Raw genomic sequence first — 19,180 nt, 5'->3', positions numbered from 1 at the left:
GACCATCGTCAGGATGTCATCGCCATGGCGCGACTCAACTATCAGACTGCCCAATTCCTCACCAGCGCCCCCACCCTGGCCCAGTGTCCGCCCGACAGCGGTGCCGAGGTGGCCTTCGCTGGTCGTTCCAACGCCGGCAAGTCCAGCGCCATCAATACCCTGACTCGCCAGAAAGCCCTGGCGCGTATCTCCAAGACGCCTGGGCGTACCCAGCTGATCAACTTCTTCACCCTGGGCGATGATGTCGAGCGTCGCCTGGTCGATCTGCCGGGCTATGGCTTTGCCAAGGTGCCCGAGCAGGTCAAGCTGGAGTGGCAGCGCCATCTATCGGACTATTTGCAGCGCCGAGCCTCGCTGCGTGGGCTGGTACTGGTGATGGATGTGCGCCACCCCCTCACGGAGTTCGACCAGACCCTGCTGGGCTGGGCGGATGACAAGGCGATGCGGGTACATATCTTGCTCACCAAGGCCGACAAGCTCAAGCGCGGCCCGGCCGCAAGCGCTCTTCAGCAGGTTCGCTCGCGGCTCCGCGAGTGGGAGGATCTGGTCAGCATCCAGCTCTTTTCGTCGCTCAAGGGTCAGGGCATCGAGGAGGCGCATGCGCGCCTCGACGATTGGCTGCTGGACCCTTCCGAAGCGTAACGCTTCGGGGAGCACCGCCAACCCTCCACCGGACGGCTCTTTGTGCAGACTGTGTCAGCGCCGCCTGACTAGCCAGGTGATTAGCTCCGGCAGCTCGCGCACATGGTCCAGCCGGTGGATGCCGGGGGGCAGGGAGCGGTCGTCGGGGCCGATCCAGGCTGCCTGCATGCCCAGGCGTCGAGCCGGAAGGGCGTCGTCTGCCCAGGAGTCACCCACGTGCAGCGCCCGCGAGGGCACGGCCCCGAGCCGGGCCAGGGCGGCCAGGAAGGGGCGCGCGTCTGGCTTGGGGGCCAGCAGCTCGCCGGCGGCAATGATCACCGGAAAGTGGCGCCCCAACGCCAGGCGAGTGACGTCCACATTGCCGTTGGTGATGCTGGCCAGTTTGTAGCGCGTCCCCAGAGTCTCAAGCAGCACTTCCACTTCCGCATGGGGCGTGACCTCATGTCTCAGCGCCATGAAGCGCTCCATGGCCTGCATGGCCCAATGTTCGGCGTGTTCCGCCGCCAGCCCGTACTCTCCCAGCAGCTCGGCTAGTGCCCGGCGGCGCAGCCAGGTGAAATCGCCGCGGCGCAAAGGGTGTTCGCCGGCCAGGTGCAGGCGGCGATTGGTAAAGGCCTCGAGCGGAAAACGTTCGGCGAAGCGCCCTCGTTCGTCTGTCGGGCGTGCCTCTTTGTCGTGCGCCTCGTCGTGCGCCGCCAGCCAGTCGGCCAGTGCCTCGTCCAGCCAGGCATAGTGGCCGGTCTCGGTGCGCTGCATCACCCCGCCGTTATCCCACAGGGTGTCGTCCAGGTCGAAGGTGATCGCCTCCAGTTTCACGATGGCTCCTCGTCATGGTCCCGAGCGGGACGGCGTCTCGCCCGGGGGTGGGCGGCGTCGTAGCTGGCCGCCAGGTGCTGCCAGTCCAGCCGGGTATAGACCTGGGTGGTCGCCAGGTTGGCATGCCCCAGCAGTTCCTGGACGGCGCGCAGATCCTGGCTCGACTCCAGCAGATGGCTGGCGAAGGAGTGGCGAAGGCGGTGGGGATGAAGATGTTCGTCGAGTCCGCGGCGGCGGGCGATCAGCGCCAGGCGCTGCTGGATGGCTCGGTGCCCCAGCCTTGCACCACGGTTGCCCACGAAGAGGGCCGTCTCCCCAGGGGCTGCCAGTGTCTCCCGCAGGGCGAGCCAGATATCCAGCGCGCGGTGCGCGTGACGACCCACCGGAACCTGGCGGGGCTTGCCGCCTTTGCCCAGCACGCGCACCCGTTCGGGCTGTAGATCGACAAGATCTAGCCCTGCCAGTTCGGCCAAGCGCAGGCCGCTGGAGTAGAAAAGCTCCAGCATGGCCTGGTCGCGCACGGCCAGCGGTGAGCCATCGTGGGGGGTCTCCAGGAAATGCTTCAGGCGGTCGACATCCACCGGACGTGGCAGATGGCGAGGCTGGCGGGGCGCGCGGGTCAGGGCCACCGGGTTGTGGTCTAGCCGGCCAAGGGTGACCAGGTGATCGGCCAGTCGCGAAATGGCCGAACGGCGCCGGGCCAGGCTTCGCGGCGCCAGCCCCCTGGCGCGCTCGCCGCCCAAAAAGCGACGCAGCAGGGCGGCGTCCAGCCGTCGCCAGTCGTCGATATCACGCTCGGCCAGGAAGGCTAGCAGAGCCGTGAGGTCGCGATGATAAGCATCCAGCGTGGCTGGGCTGGCGGTGCGCCTGAGCCCGGCCAGGAAGGCTTCGACCTCCCCGGTCAGGGGGCCTTGTGGGGTAGGGTGCTCAGCCATAACGCGCTGAGTGGCGCACCAGCAGTCGGGCCACCACGTCGCCCACGTATTCGGTAAACAGGGTGTCCATGCTGGCGCGAAAGTGGTCGGCGTCGGGGCTGGCGAGAACCAGGTAGCCCAGCGGTTCGCCCAGAGTCAGCCGAGTAATGACGCAGGAGCCGGAGCGTCGCGGTGCCGCGGTGTGGGGCAGCAGCCTCTTCCAGTCGGTGGGGGTGAGACGGGTGCAGCGGCTGCTGCGGCCGTCGAGGAGGGCCGCCAGGCGTGAACCGGCGTGTTCGTCGAGTACCTGGCGCGGCGCCTGGGGCGGCTGGGGGTCGGCATCGGTCAGGCTGGCCGGGCACCACAGCGCCACCGCCGGCGTGGCGAAGCATTCACCGAGCTGGGTGGCCAGGGCCTGGCCCAGGGCGTCGCCGTCCTGGGCCTCCAGCAACGCAAGGACCAGCTCCCGGGTACGCCGGTACTGGCCCTCGTTGTGGCGGGCCGATTCGAGCAGCTGCTCCAGCCGCCACTCGGCCTGTTCGGCGCGAGTGCGCAGATCGTGGACCAGCCGCTCCAGCAGCGAAGTAGCGCCACGCGCCTCCGGATGCGGCACGCGCAGCTGCTGCAGCAGCCCCTCGCGACCGACGAAGAAGTCCGGGTGGGTGGCCAGCCACTCGGCCACTCGATCCGGGTCGAGGGTCTTGCGCGGTTCGGGGACGGCTCTTGTCATACCAATTCCTCGGCGATGGGCCTCGTCGGCCTCAGATCAGGATGATGCGGCCGTCATAGACGCGTTCAGCGGGGCCGCTCATGGCCAGCGAGGTGCCGGGACCACCCCATTCGATGGTCAGGTCGCCGCCAGACAGGTGCACAGTGACGGGACTCTTCAGCAGCCCCTGGCGAATGCCGGTGGCGACCGCGGCGCAGGCCCCGGTGCCGCAGGCCAGGGTCTCGCCGCTGCCTCGCTCATACACTCTGAGACGTATCTCATGTTCGGACACCACCTGCATGAAGCCTGCGTTGACCCGTTTTGGAAAGCGCGGATGGGACTCGATGGCCGGCCCCAGGCGTTCCAGCGGAGCGCGATCGACGTCGTCGACCCGCAATACCGCATGGGGGTTGCCCATGGACACTAACCCGATCTCGAGGCGCTCGCCGTCCACCTCAAGGGCATGCAGCGGGCGATCCTCGGCGGCATCGAAGGGCTCAGGCGTGAAGGGCAAGGCCTCGGGGGAGAAGCGCGGCTCGCCCATGTCGACCCGCACCCGGCCGTTGTCCTCCACCAGCAGGACCAGCGGGCCGCCGGCTGTCTCCACATGGATCTCGTGCTTGTGTGTCAGCCGCTGGTCACGCACGAAGCGGGCGAAGCAGCGTGCTCCGTTGCCGCAGTTTTCTACTTCGCTGCCGTCGGCGTTGAAGATACGGTAGCGGAAATCCAGATCCGGGTTTTGGGGTGGCTCGACGATCAGCAACTGATCGAAGCCGACGCCGAAGCGGCGGTCGGCCAGGCGTCGGATCTGGTCGTCCTGTAGACGGGCCCGCTGGGTGACCAGATCAATCACCATGAAGTCGTTGCCAAGGCCGTGCATCTTGGTGAAGTGCAGCAGCATCAGGTGGCGTCCTTCGACAAGGGGTCTTCCGGTAGTGATGCTTCCGGCAGCAGGGCCTCGCCGGCCCACAGCTCCTCGAGGCGCTCGCGGCGGCGGACCAGGTGGGCGACCTCGCCATCCACCATCACCTCGGCGGGGCGCGTGCGGCTGTTGTAGTTCGATGCCATCACGAAGCCATAGGCCCCGGCGGAGCGCACCGCCAGCAGGTCGCCGGCGGCTATGGCCAGTTCGCGATCCTTGCCCAGGAAGTCGCCTGTCTCGCACACCGGGCCGACCACGTCATAGGTGGCAGTATCTCGGGCGCGGCGAGTGTCCACCGGCAGAATTGTCTGCCACGCCTGATAGAGCGCAGGGCGGATGAGATCGTTCATGCCGGCGTCGACGATGGCGAAGTTCTTCGTCTCGCCGGGCTTGAGAAATTCGACGCGGGTCAGCAGCACGCCGGCGTTGGCGGCGATCGAGCGGCCCGGCTCGAAGAGCAGGGTCAGACGGTCGCTGCCTTCCCACCGGGAGAGGCGCTCAAGAAGCGCCGAGGCGTAGTCGAAGGGGGCCGGCGGGTGTTCATCACGATAGGGCACGCCCAGGCCGCCGCCCAGATCCAGGTGCTGCACCTCGATGCCGCGTTTGCGCAGTGTCTCGAGCAGCACCAGCAAGCGATCCAGTGCATCCAGGAAGGGGGAAAGCTCGGTGAGCTGGGAGCCGATATGGCAGTCCAGGCCGGTAACTTTGACGTGGGGCAGGCTCGCGGCCAATTCATAGACCGCCAGCGCCTCGTCCACCGGGATCCCGAACTTGTTGTCCTTGAGCCCGGTAGAGATGTAGGGATGGGTGCCGGCGTCCACGTCCGGGTTGACCCGCAGTGATACCGGCGCGACCTTGCCGAGCCGGCCAGCCACCGCGTCCAGTCGCTCGAGTTCAGGCCGTGACTCCACGTTGAAACACTTGATACCCACCTCCAGCGCCCGGGCCATTTCGGCCTCCTGCTTGGCAACACCGGAGAACACCACCTTGGCGGGATCGCCACCGGCAGCCAGCACCCGCTCCAGCTCGCCTAGCGATACGATATCGAAGCCGGCGCCCAGGCGGGCCAGCAAGCCCAGCACGGCGAGGTTGGAGTTAGCCTTCACCGCGTAGCAGATCAGGTGAGGGTGGCCGCCAAGGGCCTCGGTGTAGGCGCGAAAGTGTCGGGCCAGGGTGGCCTTGGAATAGACGTAGCAGGGCGTGCCGAACTGCTCGGCGATGCGGGTCAGCGGGACCTCCTCGCCGTAGAGCACGCCGTCGCGGTAATTGAAGTAGTCCATGCTAGCTCTCGCTGTCGTCGGGGGCGTTGGCGGCGTCACGGGGGCCGTATTGCTGGGCCGCCTGCTCGTCGTCGGGCAGATAGAGCGGGCCCTTCTGGCCGCAGCCGGCCACCCCGACGAGCAGCGCAAGGAGCAGAGCGGTAAGCGCGGGGCGGGCCATCAGGCACCTGCCTGCAGAGCGCTGAGAGCGTCGCGGGCGCGCTGGGCGGCGGCGCGCACCTGGTCGGGGGCGGTGCCACCGATATGGTTGCGAGCGGCCACCGAGCCCTCCAGAGTCAGCACCTCGAAGACATCACCCTCGATGAAGTTGGAGAACTGGCGCAGTTCTTCAAGGCTCATTTCCGAAAGATCTTTCTTTTGCTTCAGTCCGTAGGCTACCGAGAGGCCGACGATCTCGTGAGCATCGCGGAAGGCAACGCCCTTGCGCACCAGATAATCGGCTAGATCGGTGGCGGTGGAAAAACCGCGCCGAGCCGCCTCGGCCATCTGCGCTTTCTTCGGCTCGATGGCCGGCACCATGTCGGCGAACGCCTTGAGGCAATCCTTGACGGTATCCACGGTGTCGAACAGCGGCTCCTTGTCCTCCTGATTGTCCTTGTTATAGGCCAGCGGCTGGGACTTCATCAGGGTCAGCAGCGCCATCAGGTGGCCGTAAACGCGACCGGTCTTGCCGCGCACCAGTTCCGGCACGTCGGGGTTCTTCTTCTGCGGCATGATCGAAGAGCCGGTGCAGAAGCGGTCTGGCAGGTCGATAAAGTCGAACTGGGCGCTGGTCCACAGCACCAGCTCTTCACTCATCCGTGACAGATGCATCAGCAGAATGCTGGCGAAGCTGGTGAATTCGATGGCGAAGTCGCGATCGCTGACCGCGTCCAGACTGTTCTCGGCGGGGCGCTCGAAGCCGAGCAGCTCGGCGCTGACATGGCGATCGATGGGGTAGGTGGTGCCGGCAAGGGCCGCCGCCCCTAATGGCATTACATTGACGCGCTTGCGGCAGTCGAGCAGCCGCTCGTGGTCTCGGGCCAGCATCTCATGCCAGGCCAGCAGGTGATGGCCGAAGGTGACCGGTTGTGCCGTCTGCAGGTGCGTAAAACCAGGCATGATGGTGTTGGCCTCGCGATCGGCCAGTTCAATCAGGCCGCAGCGCAGGCGGGAGAGCTCGGTGGCAACCCGATCGATTTCATCACGCAGAAACAGGCGGATATCGGTAGCTACCTGATCGTTGCGGGAGCGACCGGTATGCAGCTTCTTGCCGGTGATGCCGATCGTGTCGGTGAGTCGCGCTTCGATATTCATGTGCACGTCTTCCAGTGCCACGGACCACTGGAATTCGCCGCGGGTGATCTCGCCCTGTATCTCGTTCAGTCCGCTGATGATGGCGTCGCGCTCAGCCTCGCTGAGCACACCGACCCGGGCCAGCATGGTGGCGTGGGCGATGGACCCCTGGATGTCGTGAAAAGCGAGGCGTTGGTCGAAGTCGACCGAGGCCGTGAAGCGGGCGACGAAGTCGTCGGTGGGCTCGTTGAAGCGGCCGCCCCAGGACTGGTTGGTGCNGGTGGTGGAATCTGCGCTCATCGGGCTGGGCATCCTGCGTAACGGGTTGCGGTGAGGCGGGGCCCCAGGGCCCCGGCGCCGCCGCGGCGGCGCTGGCTGGACATGTCGGGCAGTGTACCAGAGTCCGCTCGAGTGGCGAGGGGCCGCCTGAGGCGTTGATTTCTCCTGCCCTTCCGGGTGCTTTATGATGAGAGCCTATATGCTGTAAGCAATACTAATATTTTCGGGAGCCGGTGCTGCTGGACGCCGGCAGGGGAACCGAAACAGGGAGAACTTCGTGCAACCCATCACCAAGCTGCGTATTGCCACTCGCAAGAGTCAACTGGCCATGTGGCAGGCCGAACATGTCCGCGACCGTCTTCTGGCCGCCCATCCTGGGCTCGAGGTGGAACTGGTGGCAATGTCCACTCGCGGCGACAAGATTCTCGACACACCGCTTGCCAAGGTGGGAGGCAAGGGACTCTTCGTGAAGGAGCTCGAGGAGTCGATGCTCGATGGTCGTGCCGATATCGCCGTGCACTCCATGAAGGACGTGCCCATGCATTTTCCCGAGGGGCTGGGACTTTCGGTGATCCTGGAAGGGGCCGAGGCCACCGACGCCTTCGTCTCCAACCACTATGCCAGCCTGGAGGAGCTACCCGAGGGGGCGCGAGTCGGGACCTCGAGCCTGCGTCGGGGTCTGCAGATGCAAGAGGCCCGTCCTGACCTGGAGGTCCTCAGCCTACGCGGCAACGTGCAGACGCGCCTGGGCAAACTCGATGCCGGCGAGTTTGACGCCATTTTGCTGGCCACCTCCGGCCTGCGCCGCCTGGGCCTCGACGAGCGTATCGCGATGGAACTCCCCCCCGAGGTCTGCCTACCTGCCTGCGGACAGGGCGCGCTGGGCATCGAATGTCGCCTGCACGACCCCGAGCTGATTGCGCTGCTGGCGCCGCTTGACGATCCGTCTACAGCGACCCGAGTGCGCGCCGAGCGGGCTATGAATACACGCCTGGAGGGCGGCTGTCAGGTGCCGATCGGCGGCCATGCCGTGTTTGAAAACGATGGTCAAACCCTGTGGCTTCGGGCTCTGGTGGGCACTCCTGACGGCAGGCGGGTGCTTCGCGCCGAGGGACGCGGCTCGATCCATGAGCCAGAGGCGCTGGGTATCCGGGTGGCCGAGGAACTACTCGATCAGGGTGCCGGCGAGATTCTCGCCGAGGTCTACGGCGCCGGCTGATGGATGGACTTCCGGTCGTCATCACCCGGCCCGGCGAGCGGGGCGACGTGCTGGCCGCGGCTATCGAAGCCAGCGGGCTGCCGGTGATGCGCCTCGATTCGCTGCGGCTCGAGGCGCTGCCCGAGAGCTCGGAACAGCGTGCCGTATGGCTCGATGTCGACCAATTCCGCCGGATAGTGGTGGTGAGCCCCTTCGCTGCCGAGTGCCTCGCCGAAGCGTTGGATCGCTACTGGCCTCAGCTTCCGGTGGGCATCGATTATTACGCCGTGGGGGCGGTCACTGCCGACATTCTGCACCAGCGGCTGGGCGTGCGGGTCCACATTCCACCTGCCGCGGCCGGCGAGGATACCAGCGAGGCACTGCTTCGATTGGGCTCTCTGCAACGCCTGGCAGACGAAAAAATCCTGCTGGTGGCCGGCGAAGGGGGGCGTACGCTGTTGGCTGAAACCCTCGCCGCACGCGGGGCCCGGGTCACCCGGCTGGCGGTCTATCGACGTACCCCGCTTCTTCCTTCTCTCGACATGCAGCGCCGCCTATCACAGGGTAACTTTCGTGCCCTGGTGGTCAGCAGCGGAGAAATCCTCGAACATCTGGCAAGATGGTGTAAAGGCGCCGCGTTGAACCAACCGCTAATCGTTTCCAGCACCCGGTTGGCTACACTGGCCAGCAAGCTGGGGTTTCGTGCCCCTGTCGTGGCGTCCGGCGCCACGCCAACCGCACTGACGGTGGCGCTGACCGCCACCTGCCACCCGCAGGAAGCCGATGTCGATCAAGACGATCTCGAAAAGGGCTAGCGACAAGATGAGCAAGCAACCACACGAGCAAGATGAACAGAAAGCACCCGATGGCGCACAAGCGGCGGCCTCGGGCAGCGACCCCGGCAAGGGTAACCCCCAGAGCCGACGACGTTCTCGGCGCTATGACAACAAGGCCAGCCAGAACGCTGCCTCCCAGAGCTCGTCAGAGCCCACCAAAGAGGCGGAAAAGTCGACGGCTCCCACCGGCAATGCCCAAGGTAATGGCGACAAGCCGGCCCAGGCTGCCGGTAAACCAGATGCCGTTGCCGCAGGTAAGCCGGGCGAGACTGCCGAAGGCGATACGCCCGCGTCGGCCGCTCCAAAGGAAAAGCCGGCATCATCTCCCCAGGCTGCCAGTGGAGATAAGGCCCCATCCAACAAGCCCTCCGGCGCTGCCGGCAAGAGCAAGCCTGCCGAACCCAAATCGGCTGCCGGCGGCAGCGGTGCTGGCGGTGCGGCTCGCCCGGCAGGCGGTGGTGACGGCAAGGGAGGCAAGGCGGGCCTCGCCGCCATCGTGCTGGTGATCTTGCTTGCCATTGCCGTGGCGCTATTCGGCTGGCAGGCGTGGCAGAAGCTCGATGCCCAACAGGCGCGCATTGCCGAGTTGGAGTCCGCCTCCGGCCAGTTTGCCAGCGCCTCGGCGCTAGCGAGCCTGGAAAGCCGCCTGGAGCAAGGCGAGAGCGAGCGTGACGCCGCCATCGACGGTGCCATCGAGGTCCTTCAGGGGGAGTTCGCCAGCTATCAGGGGGAGGTCAACGAGACCCTGGACCAGGTGCTGACCGAATTGTCTCGCGAGCAGGAGACTGACGAGCGCGACTGGCTCCACGCCGAGGCGGCCTACCTGCTGCGCCTTGCCAATCAGCGTCTGCAGCTGGAGCGTGACGTGACAGGCGCTGCGGCTCTGCTGCGCACCGCCGATGATCGCCTGCGCGAGGCGGACAATCCCGCCCTGGTGCCGATTCGCCGAGAAATCGCCAGCGAACTTGCCGCTCTCGACGCCGTACCCCGGGTTGATCGCACCGGCCTGTGGCTGTCGCTCAATGCCCAGCAGCAGCAGATTTCGAGCCAGCCGCTCTCCCAGGAGATCGAAGAGATCACCGTTCGCTCCGGCATGGAAGAGGCGCCGACCGGCAACTGGCAGAATCAGCTCTCGCGCTTCGGTCAGGAGCTCAAGGAACTGGTCACTATTCGCCACCACGATGCGGAGCTTGAGGCGCTGATCACTCCCGAGCAGGAGTCCTACCTGCGTCAGAGCGTTCGCCTGGTCCTTGAGCAGTCACAGCTGGCGCTGCTCAAGGAAGAGCAGGGGCTCTATGAGGCGAGCCTCGACAAGGCCCTGACCCTGATCAATGGTTACTACGACACCTCCGCCTCCGGCGTGCAGTCGGTCGTCGAGCACCTGGCTGAACTCAAGGCCCAGGCAATTCGCCCGGAGCTGCCGGACATCAGCGGTTCCCAGCAGGCTCTGGCCACCTTCATCGAGCGCCGGTTCGAATCGCGCCGGGGAGATGACGCATGAGAAAGCTGATCCTGATCGTCGTCCTCGGCCTGGCGCTGGGCGCGCTGTTCGGCCAGCTGATGATGTCGGTGCCCGGCTACTGGCTGGTAAGGGTGGGTGACGTCTCCTTCCAGACCTCGTTCTGGTTTGGCCTGGTGATTCTGCTGACCGCCTTCCTGGTCTTGCACTTTGCCCTGCGCGTGCTAATGCGCCTGACCCGACCCGTTTCGCGCTTCAAGGTGTGGAACAGTCGCACTCGCAACCGCAATGCCATGAAACGCACCGTGCGCGGTCTTGTGGCATTGGCCGAGGGTCGCTGGAAGAAAGCCGAAAAAGCACTGGTCAAGGCGGCGGACGATTCCAGCACCCCGCTGGTCAACTATCTTTCCGCCGCTCTGGCGGCTCACTACCAGGGCCGCTTCGACCAGGCCGACACCCTGCTCAAGCGGGCTCATCTGAGCACCGAAGGTGCCGATACTGCGGTGGGCATGATGCAGGCTCAGCTGATGCTGGACCGCCAGCAGTATGAAGAGGCGCTGGCCATCCTCACTCGGCTGGACCGCCAGATGCCCAACCACCCTCAGGTACTCAAGCAGCTCAAGCAGGCCTATCTGAGCGTCAGCGACTGGGACGGATTGCGTCGGCTGATGCCACGCCTGGGCGCTCAGCAGCTGATCTCGAAGGAGGAGCGCGACCAGCTGGAGCAGCGTGCCTATCGCGAGCTGATCGTGCGCGAGGCTCGCGAGGGCAGCGACATCGAGAAAATCCGCGGCTTGTGGGCCGATATGCCCGACCATCTGCGCGGCAATATCGATCTTATTGTGCTCTACGCCGAGGCGCTGGTGCGCGGCCGCCAGGAGCCTATCGCCGAGCGGCTGCTCCGACACTCGCTCAAGGAGAACTGGGACAGTCGCTTGGTGCTGCGCTACGGGCTGCTCGATGTGGATGCCGCCCGCCAATTGGTTACCGCCGAGAAGTGGCTGCAGGAACGGCCCAACGACCCGGATCTGCTGCTCACTCTGGGGCGTCTGGCCCTGCGCAATGCTTACTGGGGCAAGGCTCAGGAGTACTTTGAGGCGAGCCAGCGGCAGCGACCCAGCGGCGTGGTATGTGCCGAGTTGGCGAGGCTTTATGCCAACCTTGGCGAGCACAACAAGAGTCAGCTCTTCTATCGCCAGAGCGTGGAGCTGCTCGACAAGTCACTGCCCTCGCTGCCCCAGCCCCGCGAGGACAAGGACGTGCTGACCAAGGACAAGGGCAGCAAGGACGCCGAGGCCAAGAGCAAGGCCTGACCCGCCCACAAACCATCGTAGTGGTTACTCAAGGTAATACTTCAGGGGGCGCTCAGGCGCCCCCTTCTAGTTTCAGCAGGACCATCGTGTTCGAGGCGGCGCCAGGCCAGTTGTCGGTGAAGCTGCCTGACCTGGCATCGCCGCTCACCTAGGGTTGTGGAAACCTTATCAGGGACGTCTTAGCTGATCAGCGACAGCCAGGGCGTTCCGATTCCCAGCCATGCCACCAGGAACACCAACCCGAAGATCGCACCGAGACGCCAATACATCGGGCCGGGTATATAGCCACTGCCGTAGTAGACGGGGCTCGGTCCGGTGGCATAAGGAGTGAGAATACCCATGATGCCTAGTGTCGGCAGCAGCATGAGCACGAACATGTGCATGTCGATACCGGGTATGCCAGACGCTGCCGCCAGCATGACCGGCAGCAGCGCCGTGGTATGGGCGGTGACGCTGGCGAAGAAGTAATGCAACACAAAGAAGATGATTGTCAGTGCGATCATCGCCATCATCGGGTCGAAGTGGCTGATGCGAGCGCCGACCAGCAGGCCGAACCACTCGACGAACCCGACCTGATTGAGCCCTCCGGCCAGGGCCACCAGAGTGGCAAACCAGAAGAAGGTGTTCCATGCCGCCTTGTTGGCAAGAATATCGTCCCATCTGAGGATGCCGAGTATCAGCATGGCGCAGATCACCATAAGCCCCACCAGGGCCGACGACACCACTGCGCTGGCAAAGATCCACAGGGCCAATGCCGTGACCACCAGGCAGAGCAGAATAATTTCGTTACGGGTCAGGCCGCCGAGCTGCTTGAGTTCCCCTGTCGCCCAGTCGGTAACGGCACTCCCCGACTTGATTTCCGGTGGACACAGCCAATAGGTCAACAGTGGCGTCAGCAGCAGCAGCAGGATACCTACCGGCGCCACCGCCATGAACCACTCCCCCCAGCCGATGCGAATGCCCGTAGCGGTTTCGGTCAAGGCAACGGCCAACAGATTGGGCGCCAGAGCGGTCAAGAACAGAGAGCTGGTGACGCAGGTCGAGGCGATCGCTGTCCACATCAGGAAACTGCCGATGCGCTTGCTGCTCGGATCGTTCGGGTGCGAATCGTAGAGTTCGGGAAGGTTACGCACCACTGGGTAGATGGTGCCCCCGCTACGCGCCGTGTTGGAAGGCGTGAAGGGAGCCAGCACCGCGTCAGCCAGCATCACCGCATATCCCAGGGTCAGCGTCCTGCGCCCCATGGTCTTGACCAGCCATAGGGCGATCCGGCGCCCCAGCCCGGTTTTCTCGTAGCCGAGGGCGAACATAAAGGCGCCAAAGATCAGCCATACCGTCGAATTGGTGAAGCCGGACACCGCCCATGAAAAAGCCCGCCCGGAGGAACTGAATCCAGGTTCGGCCAGTTGCTCGGGAGAGAACAGTACCCATGGAGCCAACAGCGCCGCGACGACAATGCCGATAAGACCAATCACCGCTCCTGGCAATGGCTCGAACACCAGCCCGACGACAACGCCCAGAAAGATCGCAAAGAAATACCAGGCATGGGGAGCCAACCCGGCGGGCACTGGCATCAGCGCCACGATGATGGCCACGATGAACGGTGCAAGCTTCATTAGGTATTTCATGAGTATGCTTCCCATTAAGCCCCTTGAAAAAAGGGGCTGGTGAGTCAGGTTCATGGAAAAATTAGTTGATCCTGAGCAAGGTTGCCTGCTCTTTCAACTAAGGTGTTATGTGATGACGCCTTATCCTGCCCAGGAACGCCTATCATCCAGTTAATCAGGTCTAGCCGGCAATCGATCATCGGGGAGAACCATGCGAGAACAGGACATTGACATCGTTATCGTGGGGGGCGGAGGTGCCGGCTTGCGAGCGGCGATCGCTGCTGCCGAAAGCGCCAGAAAAGAGAACCGTCAGCAGCGCATCGTAATGCTCTCGAAAGTCTATCCCATGCGATCCCACACAGTGTCGGCAGAAGGTGGTGCCGCCGCTGTGACCAGTGCCGAGGACAGTTTGCAGGCGCACTTTGACGATACGGTTGCAGGGGGTGACTGGCTCGCCGAACAGGGCGTCGTTGACTATTTCATTCGCCACGCTCATCGGGAGCTGGTGCAGATGGAGCGCTGGGGCTGCCCCTGGAGTCGCAAGCCGGATGGTTCGGTTCAGGTACGGCGCTTCGGCGGCATGAAAACGGCGCGGACTTGGTTTGCCGCCGACAAGACCGGTTTCCACATGCTGCACACCCTGTTTCAAACCTCGTTGAAGTATCCTGAAATCGAACGTCTGGACGAGTATTTCGTGCTCGATCTCGCGGTCGTCGACGGCGCGGTGGCCGGGGTCATCGCGCTTGAGATCGCGACCGGTGAGCTGATTCTGTTGCGCGCCAAGTCGGTGATCCTGGCGACGGGCGGGGCGGGCCGCCTGTTCCGCTTCAATACCAATGCCGGCATCGTCACCGGAGACGGCATGGCTATGGCCTTTCGTCATGGCGTTGCTCTGCGGGATATGGAGTTTGTCCAGTACCATCCGACCGGGCTTCCAGGGTCCGGCGTGTTGATTACCGAGGCGTGCCGTGGCGAGGGTGGCATCCTGGTGAACAAGGATGGCTACCGCTACCTGCAGGATTACGGACTCGGCCCGGAGACGCCCCTGGGCGAGCCGCAGAACAAGTACATGGAGCTGGGGCCACGCGACAAGTTATCCCAAGCCTTCTGGCAGGAGCAGCAGGCGGGGCGAACCGGCAAGTTTGGCGACAGCGACGTGGTCTACCTGGACCTGCGCCATCTGGGCAAGGAGTATCTGCATGAGCGTCTTCCGTTCATCTGTGAACTTGCCAACGTCTTCATCAATGTCGATCCGGTGAATGAGCTCATCCCGATTCGACCGGCGGTGCATTACACCATGGGGGGAATAGAAACCGACGCCAATTGCGAGACCGGCATCAAGGGACTGTATGCCGCTGGCGAGTGCGCCTCAGTGGGGCTTCACGGGGCCAACCGTCTGGGCTCGAATTCCCTCTCCGAGTTGCTGGTCTTCGGGCGCCTGGCGGGAGAGCAGGCTAGCCAGCGCGCAGCAACGGTCGCCTTTGCCGACAGCCGTGTCCCGGAAGAGCAGGCGCAATACCAGAAGAACCGAATAGCGCAGCTGTATGACGCTGAAGGCGAGGAAAACTGGGTAGAGCTCAAGCGTGAGCTCGTGCTAACGATGGAGACTGGCTGCGGGATCTATCGGGAAGCCGAGGGGATGCAGGCTACACTGGACACGATTCGCGACCTGCAGACCCGTTATCGGAACATTCGACTGCAGGACAAAAGCCGTGCCTATAACACCGAACTGATGCAGTGCCTTGAGCTGGGCTACGGGTTGGACATCGCCGAGGCGACCTGCCTGGGCGCTCTTGAGCGCAAGGAATCACGCGGCGCCCATAAGCGGCTCGAGGAGGGCCTCCAGCAACGTGACGATGTCAATTATCTGAAGCACAGCCAAGTGTTCTTCAACGCTGAAGGGCCAGCCCAGCTTCGCTGGCAGGATGTGGATACCCACCTGTCCGCCCCCGCTGAACGCGCCTATGGCGATGCCGGCAAAGGAATCAAGCAATGACCACCAAGCAGCTCAGTATCCAACGCTATCTTCCCGAGCAGGGCAGTGCTCCGTACTGGCAGGATTTCGAGATCCCCTTCGACGACAGCACCTCGGTTCTTGACGCTCTAAACTACGTCAAGGAAGAGCTGGATGGCAGCCTTAGCTACCGATGGTCGTGCCGCATGGCGATCTGCGGGTCCTGCGGTGTGATGGTGAATAACACCCCCAAGCTGGGCTGCCAGAGCTTTCTGCGCGACTACGAAGGAACGCTGAAGATTGCGCCGCTCGCGCACTTTCCGGTGCAGAAGGACCTGATCGTCGATATGGACCTGTTTCTCGATCATCTCGCCGCGGTGCAGCCCTATCTTATTAATGATAGCGGGGAAGGCACCGAAACGTTCAAGCAGACTCCGGCGCAGATGGAAAAGTACAAGCAGTTTGCCGGCTGCATCAACTGCGGCCTGTGCTACTCGGCCTGCCCTCAGTTTGGTCTTAACCCTGAATTCCTGGGGCCAGCTGCTCTGACGCTCGCACACCGCTATAACCTGGATAGCCGGGATCAGGGCAAGAAGCAGCGCATGCCGCAAATGAACCGCGAGGAAGGGGTCTGGAGCTGTACTTTCGTGGGCTTCTGTTCGGAAGTCTGCCCGAAAAATGTCGATCCAGCTGCGGCGGTAAACCAAGGCAAAGTCGAGTCGGCGAAAGATATGCTGATCGGGATATTCAAAGGCTAGGGGCGGCGTCATGGCAAAGCAAACAAGTTACTTTCCCGAACTGAAACGTGACTGGTGGTTGAAGCACCCTTACTTCAAGAAATACATGGCAAGGGAAGCCACGGTTCTTCCGCTGGTGTTCTTTCTCCTTTGCCTGCTGGCAGGGCTGTATAACCTGCTGCTGGGAGCTGAAAGCTGGCAGGGTTGGCTTACGTTCATGCAAAACCCTCTGGTTATCGCGATCAATGCGCTGGCTTTTATTGCCAGTCTGTTTCATGCCTGGACGTTTTTCCAACTGTTCCCGCGCGTCATGCCGTTACGTGTAGGTGGCCGTCTGCTGCCAGCGAACCTTATGGTGTTGGGTCAATGGTTTGGCGTGTTGGCGGTGATGGTCCTGGCGGCCTGGATATTCACGGGGGGACAGTGATGAACAAGACCACATCTGGCAGTTTAAAAAGAAGCGATGAGCCGATCTGGTGGGGGCTGTTCAGCGCTGGCGGTGTCTGCTTTGCGATGTTTGTCCCAGCGGCGATCCTGTTTATCGCCTTGCTCATCCCGGCCGGGATCATGGCGCCGGAATCACTGAGTTTCGAGCGTGCCCGGTCCATGGTGTTCGGCTTGCCCGGGCTGATCTTTATCGGTGTCGTGATCTGCCTGCCGCTGTTCCATGCGGCCCATCGTATCCGCCACGGCTTGCACGACCTGAAGCTGGGAAAGGAACATCTGAACAAGCTGGCTACCTACGGCAGCGCCGCCCTGCTCAGTGTTATGGCACTTCTCGGTTTCGTTATCGGAATCCTTTAGCCATGCGCTAACACGCATGAAACAAGACGGGGCTGCCATGGGCAGCCCCGTCTTTATCGGGAACAAAGCAAGCCGTTGGCTTAGTCCTCGTCGAAGTCACCCTTGAACTCGGGATTGGGCTTCGAGCGGGGGTCCTCTTCGCCGGCCCGGCTGCTCTCGCCTGAGCGGGGCTGACCGCCGGGGCGTCCGTCGATATCGAAGGGCTGCTGCATGACCCGCAGGTTGGCGGGAGGAGCCTCGCCCTCCTTGCCGACCCCGAAGTAGAGGGTAGTGTGCGGGAAGGGGATCTCGATGCCCTTGGCGTCGAAGTGCAGCTTGACCAGGCGGTTGTAGGCGCGGCCGGTCGACCACTGGGTGCCGGGCGTGGTCTTGATGCGCACGCGTATATTCACCGAGCTGTCGGCCAGGGCAATGACGCCGGCCACCTCCAGCGGGGCGAGGATGCTCATCTTGTGCTCCTCGTCGGCCGCCAGCTCGTCGAAGGCCTCGCGCAGGGCGATGATGGCGTCGTCGATGCTCTCCCGATAGGCGATGCCGTACTCGCCCACATGGTAGCCGAATTCGCGCATGTAGTTGGAGACAGTGTCCACGCTGGAGAAGGGCACGATGTGGTAGGTGCCGTTAAGGTCACGGATGCCTACCGAACGGATGCTCAGGCGCTCCGCGGTGCCGGTGACGCCGCCAACGGTCACCACGTCGCCGGTGTTCATGGCGTTCTCGACCTGGATGAAGACACCGGTGATGATGTCCTGGACCAGCTTCTGGGCGCCGAAGCCGATGGCCAGGCCCAGCACACCGGCACCGGCGATCAGCGGTCCGATGTTGATGCCGATCTCGGCCAGCACAATCATCAAGGTGATGGTCACCAGGGCGATGGCCAGCGCATTGCGGAACAGCGTGAGCAGGGTCATGGCTCGGGCCGAGGGCGTTCCACTGCCTGTCTCGGGATTGAGCTTGTGCTCGATCAGACTGGCCAGTGCCAGCCATACGCCGATGGCGAAGACCAGAATCACGGCCACGCTGATCAGCTTGCCGACCAGATTGCTGCCCGACTCCGAGGCGTACCAGGCCGCCAGGTCGAAGGCGCCCCAGGCGTTGAGCACCAGCATGACCACGAGTGCCAGGATGACGGTACGGATCACCCGCAGGGCGTTGGGCACGTAGCTGTTAAGTCGCGCTTCGAGCATCGGCAGCTTGCGACGCAGGTCATCGGAGAGGTTGATGCGCCGGCCGATGGTCTGGGTCAGGAAACTGGAGAGCAGCAGGCCCACCACCACGGCGGCGATGGTCTTGAGAGTGGCAAAGAGCACGAAGGGCAGCGCGTCCACCGGACGGGTCAGGGTCACCACCAGCACCATGACGAAGTAGGCCAGGGCGAACAGGTGCCAGGTGCGGGCGAAGAGCTGCAGGCTCACCCGGCTGGCGGCCATGGTGGCCTGACGCGCCTTGTTGTCGATGGCGTCGCGCAGACGCAGGCGATTCTTCATGACCACGGCCACGGCATAGATGAAGGCGCCGAACATGATCAGGGTACCGACGCTCTGGCCCAGGGCGGGCGAGATATAGACGTTGATCCCCGGTACCACCACCATCAGACCGTAGCCGATCAGGCCGATCAGACGTGCTATCCAGCGATTCCAGTAGGCGGCCTCGTCGGAGGTGATAGGCAGCAGGCGCAGCCCCTCGTAGCGGGAGGCGAACAGCATGCGCACCCCCGCTTTGAGCAGCTCGATGACGAGAAAGGCGTTGAGGAACAGCGAGGCGCGGGTGGAGAGCTCGCCGGTCTCGCCGATGGCAAAAGTGGCGAGCAGGTTGCCGCCCAGGTAGGCAAGGGCCACGATCAGCACGTCGACGAGCGCCGCCAGGGCCACGCAAATGATCAGCCTCAGCACCGGGGTGAGCCCCTCGCCGTTCAGCGACCACTGGCTGATATTGGTGAACAGCGGTTTGGCTGTGCGGCGGAAAGCAAGGAACAGCACCAGGGTGGCCAGAATGACCAGGCCCAGGTTGATGGTGGCGCTGGTAAAGGCCTCCATGTCAAAGGTGCTGTCCAGATCACCGCTTCCCATGGTGCGCAGTACGTCCAGAGCGTTGCCTAGCTGGCCGCCGATGTCGTTGGCCACCCGGCTGGTGATTTCTGCCAGCTGGCGGGGCAGAGAGGCTGTCGGGGCCTCCTCCGGTGGCGGCTCGGCGGCAGACGCCTCGGCCATGCCCCGCAGCTGCTCGATCAGCTGCTGGCGGGTCTCCTCGTTCTCGAGCAGATTGGCCAAGGTGGCGTTCGCCGTCTGGCCGTCTGTTTCGGCCGGCTGAGCCTGTGCCGGTCCGGCCAACGCCAGCAGAACGACCAGCAGCCAGCCGAGCATCAGGGGTAGAGCTCGCATGGAATTCACGCTGTGACCTCCGTCTCTTGCGTGTGATGTGTCATGTTGAGTCGG

The 19,180-nt window shown here is 63.8% G+C and carries 18 protein-coding genes; 9 read left to right on the top strand and 9 right to left on the bottom strand.

Translation table 11 applies throughout. The features are described from left to right. Window positions 1-24 precede the first annotated feature (24 nt). Entirely contained in the window at window positions 25-642 is a 618-nt protein-coding gene (gene yihA / locus ACFODV_RS06415) for a ribosome biogenesis GTP-binding protein YihA/YsxC (protein WP_379756416.1), read from the top strand. Window positions 643-696: 54 nt separating this feature from the next. Here the strand turns inward: yihA and ACFODV_RS06410 are convergent, their stop codons facing one another. Genes ACFODV_RS06410 through argH form a run of 7 tightly spaced genes read right to left on the bottom strand, consistent with a single transcriptional unit; the run spans window position 697 to window position 6,858 of the window. Continuing rightward, the gene (locus ACFODV_RS06410; RefSeq protein ID WP_379757250.1) at window positions 697-1,461 is read right to left on the bottom strand and encodes an HAD family hydrolase; all 765 of its coding nucleotides are present in this window, start codon (window positions 1,459-1,461) and stop codon (window positions 697-699) included. Further along, window positions 1,455-2,393 (bottom strand): tyrosine recombinase XerC, encoded by a 939-nt coding sequence (locus ACFODV_RS06405; RefSeq protein ID WP_379756413.1) that lies wholly within the window; start codon window positions 2,391-2,393, stop codon window positions 1,455-1,457. Before ACFODV_RS06405 ends, ACFODV_RS06410 begins: the two co-directional genes overlap by 7 nt. Next, window positions 2,386-3,102 (bottom strand): DUF484 family protein, encoded by a 717-nt coding sequence (locus tag ACFODV_RS06400; RefSeq protein WP_379756410.1) that lies wholly within the window; start codon window positions 3,100-3,102, stop codon window positions 2,386-2,388. Before ACFODV_RS06400 ends, ACFODV_RS06405 begins: the two co-directional genes overlap by 8 nt. A 31-nt stretch (window positions 3,103-3,133) precedes the next feature. Next, on the bottom strand, window positions 3,134-3,982 hold the full coding sequence (gene dapF, locus ACFODV_RS06395) for a diaminopimelate epimerase (protein WP_379756407.1): 849 nt from the start codon (window positions 3,980-3,982) through the stop codon (window positions 3,134-3,136). Beyond that, the gene (lysA, locus tag ACFODV_RS06390; RefSeq protein ID WP_379756404.1) at window positions 3,982-5,283 is read right to left on the bottom strand and encodes a diaminopimelate decarboxylase; all 1,302 of its coding nucleotides are present in this window, start codon (window positions 5,281-5,283) and stop codon (window positions 3,982-3,984) included. The genes dapF and lysA overlap by 1 nt, the downstream gene beginning before the upstream one ends. A gap of 1 nt (window position 5,284) precedes the next feature. Continuing rightward, a complete protein-coding gene (gene lptM, locus ACFODV_RS06385; protein ID WP_379756401.1) occupies window positions 5,285-5,443 on the bottom strand; it encodes an LPS translocon maturation chaperone LptM in 159 nt (52 codons plus the stop codon). Continuing rightward, window positions 5,443-6,858, bottom strand: coding sequence for an argininosuccinate lyase (gene argH / locus ACFODV_RS06380; RefSeq protein ID WP_379756398.1), 1,416 nt, complete (start codon window positions 6,856-6,858; stop codon window positions 5,443-5,445). The genes lptM and argH overlap by 1 nt, the downstream gene beginning before the upstream one ends. 256 nt (window positions 6,859-7,114) lie before the next feature. On the opposite strand from argH, the gene hemC reads away from it, so the two are divergent. From hemC to ACFODV_RS06360, 4 genes are read left to right on the top strand one after another with little or no spacing between them, the layout of a single operon-like run. Beyond that, a complete protein-coding gene (gene hemC, locus ACFODV_RS06375; protein ID WP_379756395.1) occupies window positions 7,115-8,056 on the top strand; it encodes a hydroxymethylbilane synthase in 942 nt (313 codons plus the stop codon). Next, window positions 8,056-8,850, top strand: coding sequence for a uroporphyrinogen-III synthase (locus ACFODV_RS06370; protein ID WP_379756392.1), 795 nt, complete (start codon window positions 8,056-8,058; stop codon window positions 8,848-8,850). The genes hemC and ACFODV_RS06370 overlap by 1 nt, the downstream gene beginning before the upstream one ends. A 7-nt stretch (window positions 8,851-8,857) precedes the next feature. Then, the gene (locus tag ACFODV_RS06365) at window positions 8,858-10,372 is read left to right on the top strand and encodes a uroporphyrinogen-III C-methyltransferase (RefSeq protein ID WP_379756389.1); all 1,515 of its coding nucleotides are present in this window, start codon (window positions 8,858-8,860) and stop codon (window positions 10,370-10,372) included. Then, window positions 10,369-11,643, top strand: coding sequence for a heme biosynthesis HemY N-terminal domain-containing protein (locus ACFODV_RS06360; protein WP_379756386.1), 1,275 nt, complete (start codon window positions 10,369-10,371; stop codon window positions 11,641-11,643). The genes ACFODV_RS06365 and ACFODV_RS06360 overlap by 4 nt, the downstream gene beginning before the upstream one ends. 179 nt (window positions 11,644-11,822) lie before the next feature. On the opposite strand, the gene ACFODV_RS06355 is transcribed toward ACFODV_RS06360, so the two are convergent. Continuing rightward, window positions 11,823-13,259, bottom strand: coding sequence for an anion permease (locus ACFODV_RS06355; RefSeq protein WP_379756383.1), 1,437 nt, complete (start codon window positions 13,257-13,259; stop codon window positions 11,823-11,825). A 202-nt stretch (window positions 13,260-13,461) separates the two neighbouring features. Here ACFODV_RS06355 and frdA point away from each other — a divergent pair, with 202 nt between their 5' ends. From frdA to frdD, 4 genes are read left to right on the top strand one after another with little or no spacing between them, the layout of a single operon-like run. Then, a complete protein-coding gene (gene frdA / locus ACFODV_RS06350) occupies window positions 13,462-15,246 on the top strand; it encodes a fumarate reductase (quinol) flavoprotein subunit (RefSeq protein ID WP_379756380.1) in 1,785 nt (594 codons plus the stop codon). Then, a complete protein-coding gene (locus ACFODV_RS06345; protein ID WP_379756377.1) occupies window positions 15,243-15,962 on the top strand; it encodes a succinate dehydrogenase/fumarate reductase iron-sulfur subunit in 720 nt (239 codons plus the stop codon). Before frdA ends, ACFODV_RS06345 begins: the two co-directional genes overlap by 4 nt. A gap of 10 nt (window positions 15,963-15,972) precedes the next feature. Beyond that, window positions 15,973-16,368, top strand: coding sequence for a fumarate reductase subunit C (locus ACFODV_RS06340; protein WP_379756374.1), 396 nt, complete (start codon window positions 15,973-15,975; stop codon window positions 16,366-16,368). Next, window positions 16,368-16,745, top strand: a complete 378-nt coding sequence (frdD, locus tag ACFODV_RS06335) for a fumarate reductase subunit FrdD (protein WP_379756371.1) — start codon at window positions 16,368-16,370, stop codon at window positions 16,743-16,745. The genes ACFODV_RS06340 and frdD overlap by 1 nt, the downstream gene beginning before the upstream one ends. Window positions 16,746-16,825: 80 nt before the next feature. Here the strand turns inward: frdD and ybiO are convergent, their stop codons facing one another. Beyond that, entirely contained in the window at window positions 16,826-19,126 is a 2,301-nt protein-coding gene (gene ybiO, locus ACFODV_RS06330; protein ID WP_379757247.1) for a mechanosensitive channel protein, read from the bottom strand. Window positions 19,127-19,180 lie beyond the last annotated feature (54 nt).

It is taken from the genome of Halomonas tibetensis, assembly GCF_042643535.1.
Lineage (GTDB): Bacteria > Pseudomonadota > Gammaproteobacteria > Pseudomonadales > Halomonadaceae > Halomonas > Halomonas tibetensis.
Note: the sequence above shows the minus strand (reverse complement) of the source record. Positions and strands in the feature narration are given on the sequence as shown.